The organism is Peptoniphilus koenoeneniae (genome assembly GCF_030812875.1).
Lineage (GTDB): Bacteria > Bacillota > Clostridia > Tissierellales > Peptoniphilaceae > Peptoniphilus_B > Peptoniphilus_B koenoeneniae.
Map to the genome: position 1 here is coordinate 78,631 of NZ_JAUSTN010000005.1, position 17,784 is coordinate 96,414.

Here is a 17,784-nt window from a genome sequence, read left to right on the forward strand (position 1 = left end):
GTGACTTATGGACTATAGTGAATACTCGGAAAATAGAGAATATTTTAAAAAACTCATTGATGAAAAAAACTTAAAAGAACTTAAAAGCACAATGGCTGAAATGAACGTTGTTGATATTGCAGAGATTATCGAAGACTTTGACGATAAGACCATGCTTTTAATTTTCAGAATGCTTCCCAAGGAAATGGGGGCTGATGTTTTTTCATACATGGAAATGTATAACAAACTTAGAATTGTAAATTCCATAACTGATGAAGAACTTCGTTCAATCTTAGAAGAATTGTATTTTGACGATATGATTGACGTCTTGGAAGAGATGCCTGCCAATGTTGTAACAAAAGTTCTTAAAAATTCCACTCCAGACACAAGAAAACTTGTAAATGAATTTTTAAGATATCCTGAAGATTCTGCCGGCTCTATAATGACTATAGAGTATGTAAGCTTAAGACCTGAGATGACTGTTAAGGAAGCCCTTCAATACATTAAGACCACAGGTATAGATAAGGAAACTATTTACACTTGCTATGTTGAAAATGAATATAAAATGCTCCTTGGTTTTGTATCTTTAAGGACAATAGTTATAAGTGATGAAAATGAACTTATAAAAAATATAATGACTGATGATGTTATTTTTGTTAACACTCTTGATGACCAGGAAGTAGTTGCTGATAAGTTCACAAGATATGGCTATCTTGCTCTTCCCGTTGTTGACGGCGAACACAGACTTTGCGGCATTATAACTTTTGACGATATCTTGGATATTGTTGAAGAAGAAGCCACAGAAGACTTTCACAAGATGGCTGCTATTAATCCTTCCGATGATGAATATTTGGATCAAACTCCTTGGCAACTGGCAAAAAACAGAATCCCTTGGCTTTTGATTTTAATGATTTCAGCAACGGTTACAGGTCATATTGTAGATAGGTTTAACGGAATTATTTCTCAATTTATTATCCTTACTACTTTCATTCCCATGATTACTGATACTGGAGGAAATTGCGGTGCTCAAAGCTCAACTGTTGTTATTCGTGCAATGGCAACTGGTGAAATTACCATGGCTGATGCTTTAAAAGTTATTTTTAAGGAAATGAGAGTTGGCCTTATTGCAGGAGCGGTTCTTTCTGTTGTGAATTTTTTAAGGGTAATTTTATTTACTTCATCTTCACCAAGAATTGCCTTTTTAATTTCTTTTACAGTATTTTTTACTGTTGTATTTTCAAAATTTTTAGGGGCTCTTTTACCTCTTTTTGCAAAAAGAGTAAACATAGACCCAGCCATTATGGCTTCTGCCGTTATTACTACAATAATAGACTCAGCAGCTCTTTTAATTTATTTTGCCATGGCTGAAATTTTCTTAAAAGTTGTTTAATAAAAAAGGATAAAATTTTTGATTTCTCTTTCAAAAATTCTATCCTCTTTTTTTATTATTCAATTATTTCTAAAAGTTCTCTTATATCATCAATTCTCGCACTTGCTTCTTTTCCTTCTTTTTTTTCTCCAAAACCGTAATTACAAAATATTGTGTCCAAGTCGTTTTTTATTCCACCCTGTATGTCAAAAAACCTGTCTCCCACTACTATATAATTCCTTTTGTATTTCTTCATTGTTCTTTTTATAATTTCTTCTTTGGGAATCTCTTTAAAGGCTTCTGATGTTAAAAAATCATCAAAATATTTTTCCAGTTTAAATACTTTTTTTACTGTTTCATAGTAGGAAGTTCTTGCGTTGGAAAGAAAGACTAAAGTTTTATTTCTCTTTTTTAGTTCTAAAAGAGTCTCATCAACTCCATCATATAAGGTTCCCTTTCCCTCATTTAAATTTTCCTGCATTTTTTTGCCTACAAGGATTTTTACTTTTTTTCTTATCTCATCATCAGCATCTGGTAAAACTTTTTTCCACATTTCTCCTGCATTATAGCCAAGCCAAGTGTGATAAGTTTCAGGGCTTAAATTTTTAGGTTCTATTCCTAAATTTTTTAAAAATTTTACTCCATCATCTAAGGCGCTTTTATATATTTTCATTGTGTTGTGCAAGGTTCCGTCAAAGTCAAAATATATTGTGTTTGCTTCTATCATTTTTTCTCCAATCATTCTAAGTCTAAAAAGTTCAGTTGTCTTAGGGCTTCAAATAAAATTATATTTGCAGAGTTTGCAAGGTTTAAACTTCTTCCAAAGTCCTTAAGCATAGGAATTCTTATAGCCTTTTCATAATTTGAAAATATTAAATCTTCTGGCAATCCCCTTGTTTCAGGTCCAAAAACTATAAAATCTCCGTCCTTATATTTTACATCTGTATATTTTTTCTTTGCTTTTGTTGTGGCAAGATAAAAGTTACTGTCTGGATATTTTTTTAACAGTTCATCATAGGAATCATAATAACTTATATCTACCAGGTGCCAATAATCTAAACCTGCTCTTTTTAAATGCTTATCGTCAGTGGAAAATCCAAGGGGTTTTATTAAGTGGAGCTTTGAGTGAGTAAGTCCGCAGGTCCTTGCTATGGCTCCTGTATTCCAATGGATTTCAGGTTCATAAAAAACTATATTAAGTGACATTTTTACCTCTTTTTATTTTAAATTGATACTATTTTCATTATGTCGTATAAGTTTTTTGAAAAAACTTTTTTTCTATTAAAGGCTCTTTCAAAATCTTCCGTAAAGATTTTTCCGTTTCTTATTCCTACAGCCAGGGCTTTATTTTCATCATTTTCAATCATTTTTTTTACTAAGACGTTACCCATTGCAGATGCTAAAACTCTGTCAACTGATGAGGGACTTCCTCCCCTTTGAATGTAGCCAAGAATTGTTACCCTTGTTTCAATTTCTGTTATTTTTTGAAGTTCTTCTGCAATTTCGTGGGCATGGCCGAGCCCTTCTGCCACAAGGATTATGTGGTGTCTTTTGCCCCTATTTTTTCCCATGAGCATTTTTCTTGCTATATCATCTATGTCTGCTTTATTCTCTGGAACTAAAATTGATTCAGCTCCTCCTGATATTCCTGCATAAAGAGCTATGTCTCCACAATTTCTTCCCATTACTTCTACAACATTTGCCCTGTTGTGAGCGTCTGTTGTGTCCCTTATTTTTGAAATGGCATCAGTAACAGTATCAACTGCCGTCCAGAAGCCCACAGTATAGTCTGTATAGTCCATATCGTTGTCTATTGAACATGGTATAAGTCCAACAGGGAAACCTTCCTTGTAGAGGCTATATGCTCCTCTCATGGACCCATCTCCTCCAAGGACTATTAAGCCTTCTATTCCATAAACTTTTAAAACATTAAGGGCCTGGGAGACTCCTTCTTTTTTTGTAAATCTTTCAGAACGGGAGGTTCCTAAAATAGTTCCTCCCTTTTGAATTATATCTGCAACGGAACTTTCTACCATAGGCACAAGACTACCGTCTATTAAACCTTCATATCCATTTTTTATTCCAAAAACTTCAATTCCTTCAAAAATTGCACTTCTTACAACTGCACGAAGGGCGCTGTTCATTCCCGGAGCATCTCCTCCGGAACAAAGTATTCCTATTTTTTTCATAAAACACCTACTTAACAATTATTTTATTGTCATTATTATTTAAATAGTTTAAAAGCTCTATTTTTAAATTATCAAAGTTTTCAAGAGATATCCACATATCTTTTGAAACTCCATAGGGCTTTTTACTTTTTTCATCGTAAATTATAACCGGGACCTTGCCCTTATATCTTCTTAAAATATTTTTTATTGAATTTATATTTTCAGAATTTATATCTTCCACTGAAATATAGAGTCTTTTATTTTCTTCAAGGTCTATTTTTCTTGCAGAATCCACAATTATTTTTGCTTCTTCCACATCGCTTAGACTTATATATCCTTCAATGGCAAGGACTTTTCCCTCTTCAAACAAATCTTGAAATTGGGAAAAAACATTTGGAAATATTATTAATTCCACATTGCCGTAAAAGTCTTCCAAACTTGCAAAACACATAAGTTTATTATTTTTTGTTACCAATTTTCTTTTGGTTTTTATGATTCCAGCAATTTTTACCTTATCATTATTTTTCCCTTCTTCATTTATCAAAACTGTAGAAGTGTCGGAATTTATTTGTATTGCACTTCTATAGGAGTCCAAGGGGTGACCCGATGCATAAATTCCTAAAATTTCTTTTTCCATTTCAAGTTTCATAGATTGAGAAAAATCTTTAAGTCTAGGCAAATTATCTTCGTCACTTGAAGCTTTAAACATGGAAAATTGACCTTCCACATTATTTTTCTTTATGCCTGTAATTAAATCTATAATTTTTTCATAAACTGCCATATATTGTGCCCTGTTGCCCTTAAAGCAATCAAAGGCGCCGCTTTTTATTAAAGACTCAAGGGCCCTTTTATTTATAGCATTGGAATTTATTTTTATAACCCTTCTGACAAAATCCGTCATGGAAATAAATTCTCCGCTTTTTCTTGCTTCAACTATTGCATCAATAAAATTTACTCCCACATTTTTTACTGCACTTAAGCCGAATCTTATAGAATCTTTTTCTACAGTAAATTTTTTAAAGCTCTTATTTATATGGGGAGACAGGACTTTTATGCCAAGTCTTTTACATTCTTCAACATAAAGGGCAATTTGTTTTGGTCTATCCATAAAAGATGAAATCTGTGCCGCCATAAATTCTTTTGGATAATAATATTTTAAATAGGCCGTCCTATAAGCAACTACTGAATAGGCAAGGGAGTGGGATTTATTAAAGGCATAGTTTGCAAAATCTATCATCAAATCATAAATTGCATTGGCACTTTTTTCATCAAGGCCATTTCGAAGAGCTCCTGTAAGTAAAATTTCTCCCTTTTCATCAACTTTTCCATAAATAAAGTTTTTTCTCTCTTCTTCCATAACCGACATCTTTTTTTTGCTCATGGCACGTCTTAAAATGTCAGCTTCTCCCAGGGAGTATCCCCCTATTTTTTGCACAATTTGCATAACCTGTTCCTGATAAACTATACAACCATAAGTTGAAGAAAGTATATCTTCCAGGGCAGGATGAATATAATTTATCTTAGATTTATCGTGCTTCGATTCTATAAATTTTGGAATTTGCGACATGGGTCCTGGTCTAAATAGGGCATTTGCTGCAACTAAATCTTCAAAAGCATCTGGTTTAAGCTCTTTTAAAAAATTTCTCATTCCTTGAGATTCAAATTGAAATACTGCAAGGGTGTTGGCTTTTTCAAAAAGTCTTAGAACATTTTTATCATCATAGGAGTGGTCTTTAAAGTCTATTTTTTCCCCATAATTTTTTTCAATCATGTCTACTGCATCTCTTATAACTGTTAAGGTCCTAAGGCCTAAGAAGTCCATTTTTAAAAGACCAAGTTCTTCCAGCTCTGTCATATTAAATTCCGTTAAAATGATATCATCATTTCTTGCAAGGGGTACATAATCTGTTATAGGTCTATCTGCAATTACAACTCCTGCCGCATGGGTTGAAGTGTGCCTTGGAAGCCCCTCTATTTTTAGCGCCGTATCAATAAGTTTTTTTACCTGATCTTCTTCGTATAAATTTCTAAGTTCTGAAGAAATTTCAAGGGCCTTTTCTAGGGTCATATTTAATTGTTGGGGTACTTGCTTTGCAATGTAATCAACTTTTGAATAGGAAATTCCCATTACACGACCTACATCACGAATGGCTCCCCTTGCTGCCATGGTTCCGAAAGTTACTATTTGTGAAACATGGTCTTGGCCATATTTTTCTCTTACATATTCAATAACTTCTTCTCGTCTTTCATAGCAAAAGTCTATGTCTATATCAGGCATGGACACTCTTTGAGGATTTAAAAATCTTTCAAAGAGCAAATTAAATTTTAAGGGGTCAACATCTACAATTCCTAAGGCATAGGAAATTATAGAGCCTGCTGCAGATCCTCTTCCAGGTCCTACTTGAATATTATTTTTTTTGGCATAATTTATGAAGTCTCTTACAATTAAAAAATAATCTACATAGCCCATGGAAAGAATTGTGTTAAATTCAAACTCAAATCTCTTTTGAATTTTGTCGTCTATTTCTTTATATCTTTCTTTTAAGCCCTCTATGCTTAATTTTTTTAAATAATCTTCATTTTTCATTCCATCAGGAGCTGTAAATTTCGGTAATTTATAATTGTGAAATTCTATATTTACATTGCACCTTTTTGCAATTTTTTCAGTATTTTCAATAGCGCCTGGATAAGATGAAAAAAGCTCCTCCATTTCTTCTGGGCTTTTTAAATAAAATTCCTGGGTTTGAAATTTCATCCTATCCTTGTCATCAAGAGTTTTTCCTGTTTGGATGCAAAGAAGGACATCGTGAGCCTCGGCATCATCCTTTGTTAGGTAGTGAACGTCATTTGTTGCAACAAGCCCGATTCCAGTTTTTTTATGAATTTCCAAAAGATATTTATTAACTTCAAGTTGTTCTTTTATGCCATGATTTTGCAGTTCAAGGAAAAAACTGCCTTCTCCAAAAATATCCCTATATTTTTCAGCTGCTTCAATGGCTCCTTCAAAGTCCCTATTTAAAATATTTCTTTGAACCTCACCTGCAAGACAGGCTGAAAGGGCAATAAGGCCCTTAGAATATTTTTTTAAAACTTCATAGTCAATCCTTGGCTTGTAATAAAAGCCATCCACCCAGCCTATGGATACAATTTTCATTAAGTTTGCATAGCCCTCGTCATTTTCTGCCAGCAAAATTAAATGAAATCTTTTATTGTCCCTTGTCTTATCTGAAAGTCCCTTTTCCGCCACATAAACTTCACAGCCTAAAATAGGTTTTACATTTTCTTTCAAGCATTCCTTATAAAATTGTATAATTCCAAACATATTTCCATGGTCAGTAAGGGCTAAAGAATCCATTCCCAATTCTTTAACTTTTTTTGGCAAATCCTTTATTCTAATGGATCCGTCAAGAAGAGAATACTCACTGTGGACGTGGAGATGTGTAAACATAAAATCACCTTTAAATATAAAAGAGCTTTACACTGAAAGCTCTAATCAAACATTTATAAAATTATTTTCAATAAGGGAAGTTAAACTTTTTAAAGCCTCTTCTTCATCAGGACCATCGCATTTTATTTTTACGTTTTCTCCTTCAAAAGCTCCCAAAGACATAATCCCTATTATGCTTTTTCCGTTAACTTCATCTTCATGACATGAAAGACTGATTTCAGATTCATATTTATTTGCAGTTCTCACGAAAAGTGCCGCCGCTCTTGCGTGAAGTCCGTCTTCGTTAGAAAGTTTTATTTCTTTTGTTACCATAGTCACCACTCCTTAACAACTTTGCTATCTCTCTTAATTTTTTCATTCTGTAATTTACTGCACTTTTCCCAATCTTAGGATTTAACAGATTACCTATATCTCTTAAAGAGGATTCTCTATTTTTTAGCCTCAAAAGAGCAACCTCTCTTAAGTTTTCATCTAAACTATTAAGACCGATTTCTTTATCAATGTATAAAATGTCATTAACCTGATCTAAAGAAGAATTGACAATTTTATTTAAATTGGCAGTTTCCATATTCACAAGCCTGTTAACATTGTTTCTCATTTCTTTAATAACTCTAATGTTTTCAAATTCCAAAACGGATTTAGATGCCCCTATTAAAGATAAAAAATCCGATATTTTTTCAGCTTCTTTTAAATATATAAGGTATTTGTCTTTTCTAAGAGTAAGACCCGGTTTAATATCATAATCAGATAAAATTTCCATTAAATAATTTGCCGGTCCCCTATTTTCAAAAATAATTTCAAAATGGTAAGTTTTTTCAGGATTGGTAACAGAACCGCTACCTAAAAAACAACCTCTTACAAAAGCTCTTTTTTCTTCTTCAGTAAGCCTTGGTTTTTTCTTTGAAAGGGTGAAGACTCTTTTATCCTGTCCTATGTACACCTTGTCAAGTAAAGATTTAACTGCATAAGTGTCAAACAAACTAATTGAATATTTATTTTTTCTAAGCTTATAATTTTTTCTTATAGAAGCTTCAACATCTTTAGAATAAGTTTTTAAAAAAGTAAAAATCCTTCTTGCAACGGAGGGGTTTTCAGTGTTAAAAGATAAAATTAAATTTTCTCCCTTTAGCATAATTGCACCGCAAGTTGCCAAAAGTCCCGATATTTCACTAGTGATTAAATTTTTATCCTTTACTTTAATTTTTGCAACTTCATCTTTAACAGAAGAAGAAAAACTCATAGGTCCTCCTCCAGTCATTGGACTTAACTATAACTATTATACAGGTACTTATTTAAAAATAAAAGACTTTTAATAAAAATTAAACAAAGTTTTGAAAACATTTTCAAAAAATTTTTTAAAAGTTTTTTAATTGAAATTTCTATTTTCCCCTTGTCTTTTGTAAATTTTTGATAACTTTGAGATTTTGTATTATTATTGTAATAATGTTTTCAAAACTTTTATAGTAAAATAATCTTAAGGAGATGATTATATGAAATTAATGAAAAAAATATCTTTATTTGCCCTAAGTGGAGTAATTTTATCGGGACTTTTTTCAGTTAAAACTCAAGCTGCTCAATATGCAACCATACCAACTTTTAAAGTTACCTTGAACGATAGAATTTTTGAAGGTACTTACAGTCAATATCCTCTTTTGGTTTATAAAGACATAACTTATTTTCCAATGACTTACTATACAACAAGATTTTTAGGAGTTGAAACAAGTTGGAATTCTTATGACGGCCTTGGCATAAATCAAACAGGTATAAGAGGAGAATATCATTTTTACGGACAAGGTTTTAAAAATGCAAATTCTTATCCTGTAGAAATCCCGACTTTTAAAATTAAAGTTAACGGCAAATCAATTTATAATCAAGATGAAAAATATCCTCTTTTAATTTTTAGAGATGTTACTTATTTCCCAATGACTTGGAGGTTTTGTGTAGATGAATTTGGCTGGGCTTATAGATTTACAAATGAAAACGGTCTTGAAATAAAATCTATAAATAAGGCTCCAGAAAAAGCTCAACCGAATCCTCAAAGTCCAACAGTTAAAAAAGAACTTCCTCCAATTGGAATGGGAAAATTGGAAAATGACGGAAAATATATTTATTATTTTAGAGAAGGAAATATTATAAAAGTAGATGAAAAAGATTTTTCTCAAAAAATAGTTTCAAGAAATGTAAATGTTAGAAATAACGGAGTTGACCTATACGTTCTTGACGGAAATATTTATTATATAGACGGAAGAGATAATTCTCTTATGAATGGAAACGGAAATGACTTAAATTACGGTTATAGCGTTGAAAGTATTGAAAAATCTTCCCCATACTTTATAGCTAATTTCTCAAGCAATAAAGATGGAAGTATGCAAACTGTCATTTATGATAAAAACCAAAAAAATATATACACAGCTCAAGACATAGACTTAAGTAAGGGATATAAAATAGACAAGAATATTTTCTCCTATACTGATCTTAAGGGCATGGCACAAGATATAACTTTAAAATAATAAAATATATATTACCGGGCTGAAATAAGCCCGGTTTTTATTTTTTTTGAATAATTTTTATTTTTGTTTCATAATAGCTTATTGGAGGTAGAAATGATTGATATTATAATTATAGGCGCAGGTCCCAGTGGGGTTAGTGCCGCCCTATATGCAAAAGCAAGGGGTAAAAATATTTTAGTTTTTGAAAAAGAAAAAATCGGTGGTTTAATTTCAAATGTTTCAAAGGTTAGCCATTATGCTTCCGTTGAAAAGGATGAAACCGGTCCTGAATTTGCAAAAAGATTGGAAGACCAATTAAATTATTCTCAAATTCCTGTAAAATTTGAAGAAGTTAAAAAAATCGAAAAAATCGGAGATTCTTTTAAAGTTACAACAAATAAAGACCAATATGCATCTCAAAAAGTTATTTGTGCTTGCGGTTCAAGTCTAAAAGAATTACCTTTAAATGTTCCGGAAGATTTTTCTGTTAAACATTGGCCTTTAGGAAATGAAGAAGAGTTAAAGGGCAAAACCGTCATTATTAACGGTGGATCTGATGGTGCAAGTAAAGAAGCTCTTTACATTTCTAAGTTTGCAAAGGAAGTTCATATAGTTCAAGACCAAGATAAACTTATGTGTATTGATGAATTTAAAAGACAAATTGAAAATTCTGAAAATATTAAGGTTCACACTTCATCAAAATTACTTGAAATTAATGTTGTAAATGGAAAGTGTTTAAGTGCAAAATTGACAAATTCTGAAATAAAAGATGATAAGGGCATTGAAATTTATGCTCAAATCGGTCAAAATGGCAACAGTGAAATTCTAAAGGATTTTGCAAATGTTAATAATACTTTCTTAGATGAAGATATAATTTCAAAAACTTCAGGACTTTTCTTTGCAGGAGATATTCGTGTAAAGCCTGTTAAACAAATTGCAACAGCTGTTTGTGACGGTTGCCTTGCAGGAATTAATGCTTGTAAATAAAAAAAGCTATGGGAAATTTCCCATAGCTTTTTTCTTTTAAAATTCAGTAAGATATTTTATTATAGCTTTTGCAGCTTTTATAAATTCTTCAATTACCACATATTCTTCTTTTGTGTGGACTTTTTCCATGCCGGCTCCTATTATTATAGAGTTAAAGCCTTCTTCTGCAAAAAAGTTTGCGTCAGAACCTCCCCCTATTATTTGTAAGTCTGCATCAATTCCCATGTCTGCATATATTTTTTGAAATTCTTTTGCAAATTTTAAATCGTCTTTTGAGGTTAGGGGCGGATATACAAATTCTTTTTCTATTTCAAATTTTCCCCCATATTTTTTAGCACTTTCTTTGCCGATTTTTTCAAACTCAGATAAATATTGTTCCAATTTTTCTTTTTTGTGGGATCTCATTTCTCCATGGCAATAAGCATAATCAGGCACTACATTTGTTGGAAAGTCGCAATGTATCTCTGAAATATTTGCCGTTGTAATTTCGTCAATTCTTCCAAGTTTAATTTTGCTTATAGTTTCAGCTAATATTTTTATTGCATTTATTCCTGCTTCAGGATTTATTCCGGCGTGAGATGTTTTTCCATAGGCTTTTAAGAAGTAGTTTGATGCACAGGGTGCCTGATAGGCTACATGGCAGGAAGGGCCAGCGTTATCAACTACAATCATATTTTTTGCAGGGTTTATATTTTTATAAACTTCCTTCCAATTTATATTTTGTGCTCCAAGCATTCCTGCTTCTTCTCCTGGTGTGAAAATACAATAAATATCTCTGTGGGCAATTTTATTTTCTTTTAAATATTTAATTGCATATAAGACAGTGGCAAGTCCTGCTTTGTCATCTCCACCTAAGGTGGTACTGCCGTCTGTTCTTATTATTTTTTCTTCTTCTACAATTTTTACATTTTTATTAGGCTCAACTACATCCATGTGGGCTGAAAAAGTGACTCCTTGTCCCTCACCTTTTATATGGGCGAAAATTGTGGGACAGTTTCCTCCATAGGTATCTTGAGACTCATCAAGATAGATTTCTGCGCCTATGTTTTCTAAAAATTTTATTATATGTTTTGCCACTTCTTTTTCCTTTAGAGATGGTGAATGAATTTCTACAAGTTCTTTGAATATTTTTTTTAATTCTTCTTCATTAAAATTTTTCATTTTTTTCCTCTTTTTTAAGTTTTTTAATTATTTTCTTTGTTTTTTCTGGTGGATAGGGAGCATTTTTTAAATTGTAATAATTTTTATCTATGACCAGGGCCTTTGTAGGAATATTTTCTTTTCCCGTAGGAACAAGTACATAATCATCTTCTAAAATTGTATCATCTTCTGTAATATAATTATACTTTTTATATGAGTCTTTAAAGACTACGCTTAAATAAATTAAATCTCCTTCATGTCTTGGTGCTTTTTTTGCGAGTTTTATGTTAAAAATATCAAATTCGTCATAATAGGACAAAATACTTTTTATTAATTTTATAAAAGTAAGCCATGATTTAGGCAGATTTTCTATGTTAAAATCTCCCTCTAAACTTTCGCTTTCAAGATTTCTATAATCAATTGTGATTTTACATTTTATATTGTCAATTTCTGATGGAATTACCTTTTTCTTTTTCCCACTTTTCTTATCTTTTTTTTGAGTCAGTTTTAAACTTGATACATAATCTAAAAGAATTCCAATCCTATTTTTAATTTTATATTCTTTGTTTATTTCTACATTATCTCCTAAAGCTCGTGCAACGTATATGCTTTCATTTTTTCTGTTTATTAGTAGAAATTCTTCATTATCATAGACAGAGGAACAAAATATTTCTCCGTCAACTTTTTCAGCTTCCACCGCTTTTATTCTTCTGAAGTTTATTTTTATATTTTCTATAATATGAGAGCTTTCATAATTTCCAAAAGCCCATATTTCTTTATTATTAAGAATATTTCTAAAAACTTCTGTAAGGTTTATTTCAGATTTATTATAGGCCATATATATGCCTATTAGTGGTCCGTTAAGTTTTATTATTTTATTATTTTCGTCTGTCAGCTCCAAATACCAATTGCCTATACCGGGGCTAAATTTATTAAAGTTTTTTCCTTTTAAAAATTCTTTTGTTACATCAAATAAAAGGTCTTTGTCTTCTTCACTTATTTGAAAATTTGCCTTATAAGTTTCATGGTAAAGTTCTTTTAAGTCCACAAATTTATATCTTATTAATTCCACATTTCCATTAAAATCAATAAAAATCCTCTGCTCAATTTCTTGGCCTTTTTTCATGTTTTTATCGGAAAAAAGTTTATTTGAAATTAATTTTATTTTTTTTATTTTTCCAAATTCTTTTTCTTCTTTTGCATAGGTCAAGTTACAAAGACGAAAACTTGCATTTATCATCCAAATTAAATTTTCTTTATCCTCGCTTATGTTTTGGGATATATTATAAAGTTTTGCGTAAATAGCAGAAATTAAAATAAATATATCTTCAGAACTTAAAAATGAGCTTTCTATTAAGTTTGAATCTTTAAAAACTTGAGGATTTTTTGCAAAAAATCTATTGCCTAAGTAAATATCTGCTCCTAATTTTTCCAAATTTTCAAAAATTTTTTTATAATTTAAGTCTTGAAAGGCAAATAGGGGGTCTAAAAATTTATTTAATAAAAAATTCCCATATTCATTAAGATTTGTATAGATCATTTTCCACCTCAGTTTTCAGTCTATATTAAAACCTATAAAAAAGACAGCCTTAAATCTTATAAGGCTGCCTTAAATTTAGTTAAAATTATAATCTGTTAAAATTTTTTCTCTTCCTAAAACTTTATCTTGATAGTATTCGTAAAGAGATATGCCTAAGAAGGATCCTGCTATATTATAAACTTCTTTATAGCCATGTCCCTGAAGACATTTAAGGGCATTGTAAGACCTTTGAGATGATCTGCAGTGTAAATATACCTTTTTGTCTTTTGGAATCTCCTCAAGCCTTTCTCTGAGCTCAGAGAGGGGTATATTTTTTGCACCTATAAGGTGAGATGCTTCAAACTCAACTTTTTCTCTTACATCAATTATGCACTCATGGTTTTCTACAAGTTCTCTTACTTTTGTAAGGGGAACTTGCTTAAATTCTTCATATAGAAGATTAAGTCCTACAAGGGCAGCTTGGTTTACTACATCTTTTGCACTTCCATAGGGTGGTGCATAACATAACTCAAGTTCTTTTAAATCTTCAAGGCTTCCGTTTTTTTGTATTAAGGTTGAAATTACATCTATCCTCTTTACTGCCATGCCCTTTGATATTGCTTGAGCTCCTAAAATTTTTCCTGACGGATATTCAAATATAAGTTTAAAAAATATTGGGCTTGCCTTTTTCATTAAACCTACCCTGTCTGAAGGAATCACAAAAGAATATTTATAATTAATTTTATTTTCCAAGCACTCTCTTTCATTTAAGCCGACACTTGCAACATTTAAATCAAAAATTTTTACAGCTGATGCTCTTACAACCCCTTTGTTGTTATGGTTTCTGTTATATATGTGATCTGCCACTGCTCTTGCTTGTCTTTGTGCCGGTCCTGCCAAGGCAAGTCTTTCATTTTTTCCTGTTATAAAATTATGACTTTCTATTACATCTCCAAGGGCATAAATATCTTCTTTTGAGGTTTGGTAATTATGATTTACTTTTATTGATCCTCTTTCAGTAAGTTCAATCCCACAGCCTTCTGCAAGTTTTGTGTTAGGTTTAACTCCTAAAGCTGCAATTACTAGTTGAGCCTTTACTTGTCTACCGGACTGTAAAATAACCTTATCTTCTTCAATTTCTTTTACCTGATCATTTACAATTAAATTTATATTTTCATCTAAGATATATTTTTGTAAAATTTGTGCCATTTCATAATCAAGGGGCATCATAACTTGCTTTTGTCCTTCAACAAGACTTACATTAAGACCTCTATTTTTTAAGTTTTCCATAACTTCAAGGCCTATAAAGCCTCCCCCTATTACCAGGGCATCTTTTACATTTTTTTCTCTTATAAATTGATCGATTTTTTCCACATGGGGAACAGTTTTTACAGGAAATACATTTTCTCCTTCTATCCCCTTAATTGATCTTGGAAGAACTGCATCTGCTCCTGTTGCAAGGACAAGTTTATCATAGGATTCAAAATATTCTTTATTATTCTTTAAATCTTTTATTTTTACCTTCTTTTCTTCTGCGTTTATTTCAAGAGCCTCATTTTCTACTCTAACTTCAATATTATATTGTTTTTTAAATTTTTCAGGACTCATTAAAAGCAAAGCTTTGCTATCTTCAATTTCGCCACCTAAAAAATATGGCAAACAACAATTGGAAAAAGATGGATAGGGTCCTCTTTCTATTAAAATTATTTCTGCCGACTCATCAAGTCTTCTAAGTCTTGCAGCCGTTGATGCACCTCCAGCAACAGCTCCTATAATTAAAATCTTTTTGCTCATTTTTTCACCTCTTTTATTTAACTAACCTAACTTTCTTAAAATTTTTATTCTCTTAAATATAAAATATATAGTTAAGCTACTTAACTATATCATAAAAATAAATGAACTTTAACTATAATTAATTAAAATTCATTATTTTTTATATTTTTTCTTTATTTTACCAGGCCATAGGTTTGAATAACATTATCTGCAAGCCCTCTATCTACAATTGTATAAATTGCATTAAACATAAAATCTCCCTCCTTTGAAATTTCTCCTTGGTTTTCACAGGTTTCCGATCCCCATACTCCCAAAACATTTTCCACATAGGCTATCCCCCTATGGGCTTTTCAAACTCAAGTTTTTGGCAAATATATTGACCAGCTTTTTTTATTGTTGAAGAATAGCCTATAATTAAAACTATTTCTTTCTTTTTATCATTTAAACCCAAATAGTCGAAAATATTTTTATTTGCAGTTCCTCTTCCAAGAAAAATTGTTCCTCCTTCAAAGCCCATTTCTCTTAACAATATTTGTGCCGAAAGAATCTCCTCTGGGAGTAATTCCTATATCAACTCCCAGTAAAAAAACCGTAAGACCTATAATTATAAAAAAAGCTCCTAAGTAAAAGCGAATAAACATATTCCCTTCCAAAGGAGTTATAGTTAAATGTAAAAATAAAACTAAAATGGAAATAGGAAGAACTGTTGCAAAAACTTCTTTAAATTTTTCAAATATCAAAGAATCGCCTCCTAAAAACATAAAACCTAGATCTATCCTATTGTAAAAACATGACCTTTTGCAAGTCTAAAGCTTTAAAACTTTTTAATTTCCTCTTCTATGACATTAATTTCTTCTTTAATATCAGGATGTTCTTCAATTTCACTTTTAATAAACATAAGCATAAAACTTAAAAATAAGAGAAAACAAGAAATCCAAATTGTTTTTAAGCCCAAAAAACCAATAAGTCTTCCACCTATGACAGCTCCGCCGGCAAATAAAAAAATTATGCCGAAATATTGGATAGATTTTTCCAAAATACTTTTATTTTTTGTTTTAAAATATGCAAAAAGTGCTTCCGTTCCGCTTCTAATATTACCTATACACATAGTGCTTGCAAATAAATGGCCATTAACTTTTCTAAAAGTCTGAACTTGCATGGCACAGGAAAAAGATACAAGAGAATTTGCAATTAAATTTAATTTTTCAGGTAAAAAGCCCACTATAAACAAAAGAAAAATTTCAATAATTAAAACCCTTTGTCTCCAATGAACTTTTCTTGAACTTTTAAATTTATTCCTGATAAATTCAGCAACAATAACTCCAAAAGAAAAAAATAAGATTGGAATAAAATAGGCAAAAACTTTAGAAAAATTTCCCTCATATAAACTGCCACTCATAAGGACAATATTACCCGTTTGAGCATTGGCAAAAACATGTCCCCTTGCAATATAGGTATACATATCCTGTAAACCACCTGAAATTGATAAGAAAGCGGCAGTTAAAAAAGATTCAGACATTTCATTTTTACTTTTGTAATTTATTTTTAAATCCATTTAAAAAATAAACCTCAAAATAAAATTTTATAAACTCTCAATATATTTTTTTACATCCGGGCCAACAAAAACCTTATCTTTCACAAGAAGAATAGGTCTTTTAACCAGCATACCGTCTGTGGACAAAAGTTTATATTTTTCTTCAAGAGTCATCTTTTCAAGTTTTTCCTTTAAATTATTTTCACGATAAATTTTTCCACTTGTATTAAAAAATCTTTTAATATCAAGGCCGGATTTTTCATGCCACTTTTTAATTTCTTCTTGATTCGGATTTTCTTTATCAATTTCTCTTAAATCATACTTTAAATTTTTTTCTTGCATTAATTTTTCAACACCCTTACAGGTTGTACATTTTTTATAACAAATAAAAATCATTTTAATTCCTTTCGTTAAAAATATTTCTTGATAAATCTTTCATTCTCATGGCAAGATTATAATTTTCTCCAAGAACGTCATAGGGAATATCTTCATTTAAAACTCCCCTTTCCATATCTTCTGGTAAAAGTCCCATATCATCTGCACTATAATCTTCCATCCACTTTTCAGATGAATAATAGTCGTCAAAGGCCTTGGCTTTTTCTTTAAAATTTTCAAATTCATCTAAGGCTTCGTTTAACTTTTCTTGAACTTTAGAAAGCTCTTCCATAATCTTTTCCATCTTTGTTATTCTTTTAATTCTCTTATCAAGATCTTTTTTCAAATATTCTTCGCTGTATTCTTCAGCTTCCATATCCAAGTTTTCATCTTCCATAATCTCTTTGCTTGCAAAAGCATTTCCAACAAAACCCCCAAGAAGATTATAAGTGTTTTCTACTGGATTATAGGTTATAAGATCCATAGACTCAGTTTTAATTTTTCCGTCTTGATCAATAAATTCTTCTTCTACACAGACATTTACAATTTCGCCCACAAGTCTGTGGTCTTTTTCATCATAACTTACAAATTTACATTCTATGGAAAGAGGACTGAAAGAAATTATAGGAGCATCTACAAATTCACTTTTTATAGCTTCAAAGCTGGTTCTTTTAAGTTTATCTTTATTTTCATTTCCAGAAACAATTCCAATGTAATCTGCATCAAGTAAATGTTCCATATCTGCAAGATTTACCGTAAAAGCTTTTGTTCTTAAAACATTTTTTATAGTCTTTCTAACAGGGTTTATATAGAGGGAAATGCTTTTGTCATCTCTCATAGAACCATAGGCAACGTTCATGGCATTTGGACTTTTATCTTCGTTGTAGGTGCCTATAACAAGTACCGGCATTGGCAAAAGATAAGGTTTAATTCCTATGTTTTTTCTCATAATTATCTCCTCCTACTTTTTATTCTTTATAAATTATATCATTTATTGTTAAAA

The 17,784-nt window shown here is 31.0% G+C and carries 18 protein-coding genes; 3 read left to right on the plus strand and 15 right to left on the minus strand.

Annotation, left to right across the window (positions count from 1 at the left end; genetic code table 11):
* Nucleotides 1–7 precede the first annotated feature (7 nt).
* Nucleotides 8–1,369, plus strand: a complete 1,362-nt coding sequence (gene mgtE, locus J2S72_RS05390) for a magnesium transporter (RefSeq protein ID WP_023056093.1) — start codon at nucleotides 8–10, stop codon at nucleotides 1,367–1,369.
* A 55-nt stretch (nucleotides 1,370–1,424) separates the two neighbouring features.
* On the opposite strand, the gene J2S72_RS05395 is transcribed toward mgtE, so the two are convergent.
* Genes J2S72_RS05395 through whiA form a run of 6 tightly spaced genes read right to left on the minus strand, consistent with a single transcriptional unit; the run spans nucleotide 1,425 to nucleotide 8,204 of the window.
* Nucleotides 1,425–2,075 (minus strand): HAD family hydrolase, encoded by a 651-nt coding sequence (locus tag J2S72_RS05395; RefSeq protein WP_307495125.1) that lies wholly within the window; start codon nucleotides 2,073–2,075, stop codon nucleotides 1,425–1,427.
* A gap of 11 nt (nucleotides 2,076–2,086) precedes the next feature.
* Nucleotides 2,087–2,554 (minus strand): tRNA (cytidine(34)-2'-O)-methyltransferase, encoded by a 468-nt coding sequence (locus tag J2S72_RS05400; protein ID WP_023056075.1) that lies wholly within the window; start codon nucleotides 2,552–2,554, stop codon nucleotides 2,087–2,089.
* Between the two features lie 17 nt (nucleotides 2,555–2,571).
* A complete protein-coding gene (locus J2S72_RS05405) occupies nucleotides 2,572–3,537 on the minus strand; it encodes an ATP-dependent 6-phosphofructokinase (RefSeq protein WP_307495126.1) in 966 nt (321 codons plus the stop codon).
* Nucleotides 3,538–3,544: 7 nt separating this feature from the next.
* Entirely contained in the window at nucleotides 3,545–6,964 is a 3,420-nt protein-coding gene (locus tag J2S72_RS05410; RefSeq protein ID WP_307495127.1) for a DNA polymerase III subunit alpha, read from the minus strand.
* Between the two features lie 45 nt (nucleotides 6,965–7,009).
* Complete coding sequence (locus J2S72_RS05415; RefSeq protein ID WP_023056002.1) at nucleotides 7,010–7,276, minus strand: HPr family phosphocarrier protein; 267 nt, start codon at nucleotides 7,274–7,276, stop codon at nucleotides 7,010–7,012.
* Nucleotides 7,248–8,204, minus strand: a complete 957-nt coding sequence (gene whiA, locus J2S72_RS05420; protein ID WP_023056053.1) for a DNA-binding protein WhiA — start codon at nucleotides 8,202–8,204, stop codon at nucleotides 7,248–7,250. The genes J2S72_RS05415 and whiA overlap by 29 nt, the downstream gene beginning before the upstream one ends.
* 250 nt (nucleotides 8,205–8,454) lie before the next feature.
* Between whiA and J2S72_RS05425 the strand changes: the two genes are divergently transcribed.
* The gene (locus tag J2S72_RS05425; RefSeq protein ID WP_023056086.1) at nucleotides 8,455–9,474 is read left to right on the plus strand and encodes a hypothetical protein; all 1,020 of its coding nucleotides are present in this window, start codon (nucleotides 8,455–8,457) and stop codon (nucleotides 9,472–9,474) included.
* 93 nt (nucleotides 9,475–9,567) lie between these two features.
* Nucleotides 9,568–10,440 carry an NAD(P)/FAD-dependent oxidoreductase gene (locus tag J2S72_RS05430; RefSeq protein ID WP_023056069.1) on the plus strand — a complete coding sequence of 291 codons (873 nt, stop codon included), beginning with the start codon at nucleotides 9,568–9,570 and terminating at the stop codon, nucleotides 10,438–10,440.
* Nucleotides 10,441–10,476: 36 nt separating this feature from the next.
* On the opposite strand, the gene J2S72_RS05435 is transcribed toward J2S72_RS05430, so the two are convergent.
* The 9 genes from J2S72_RS05435 to J2S72_RS05475 form a co-directional block, all read right to left on the minus strand.
* Nucleotides 10,477–11,601 carry a M20/M25/M40 family metallo-hydrolase gene (locus J2S72_RS05435; RefSeq protein WP_023056032.1) on the minus strand — a complete coding sequence of 375 codons (1,125 nt, stop codon included), beginning with the start codon at nucleotides 11,599–11,601 and terminating at the stop codon, nucleotides 10,477–10,479.
* On the minus strand, nucleotides 11,588–13,120 hold the full coding sequence (locus J2S72_RS05440; RefSeq protein WP_307495128.1) for a hypothetical protein: 1,533 nt from the start codon (nucleotides 13,118–13,120) through the stop codon (nucleotides 11,588–11,590). The genes J2S72_RS05435 and J2S72_RS05440 overlap by 14 nt, the downstream gene beginning before the upstream one ends.
* A gap of 75 nt (nucleotides 13,121–13,195) precedes the next feature.
* A complete protein-coding gene (locus J2S72_RS05445) occupies nucleotides 13,196–14,893 on the minus strand; it encodes an FAD-dependent oxidoreductase (protein WP_023056061.1) in 1,698 nt (565 codons plus the stop codon).
* 152 nt (nucleotides 14,894–15,045) lie between these two features.
* Complete coding sequence (locus tag J2S72_RS05450; protein ID WP_023056021.1) at nucleotides 15,046–15,198, minus strand: hypothetical protein; 153 nt, start codon at nucleotides 15,196–15,198, stop codon at nucleotides 15,046–15,048.
* 5 nt (nucleotides 15,199–15,203) lie between these two features.
* Complete coding sequence (locus J2S72_RS05455) at nucleotides 15,204–15,389, minus strand: hypothetical protein (RefSeq protein WP_023056049.1); 186 nt, start codon at nucleotides 15,387–15,389, stop codon at nucleotides 15,204–15,206.
* On the minus strand, nucleotides 15,379–15,612 hold the full coding sequence (locus J2S72_RS05460; protein ID WP_023056011.1) for a DUF1538 family protein: 234 nt from the start codon (nucleotides 15,610–15,612) through the stop codon (nucleotides 15,379–15,381). Before J2S72_RS05460 ends, J2S72_RS05455 begins: the two co-directional genes overlap by 11 nt.
* A 74-nt stretch (nucleotides 15,613–15,686) precedes the next feature.
* Entirely contained in the window at nucleotides 15,687–16,427 is a 741-nt protein-coding gene (locus tag J2S72_RS05465) for a YoaK family protein (RefSeq protein WP_023056057.1), read from the minus strand.
* Between the two features lie 27 nt (nucleotides 16,428–16,454).
* Nucleotides 16,455–16,802 carry a Spx/MgsR family RNA polymerase-binding regulatory protein gene (locus tag J2S72_RS05470; RefSeq protein WP_023056115.1) on the minus strand — a complete coding sequence of 116 codons (348 nt, stop codon included), beginning with the start codon at nucleotides 16,800–16,802 and terminating at the stop codon, nucleotides 16,455–16,457.
* A gap of 1 nt (nucleotide 16,803) precedes the next feature.
* Nucleotides 16,804–17,730: a DUF4298 domain-containing protein gene (locus tag J2S72_RS05475; RefSeq protein WP_307495129.1), complete on the minus strand. Its 927-nt coding sequence runs from the start codon at nucleotides 17,728–17,730 to the stop codon at nucleotides 16,804–16,806.
* Nucleotides 17,731–17,784 lie beyond the last annotated feature (54 nt).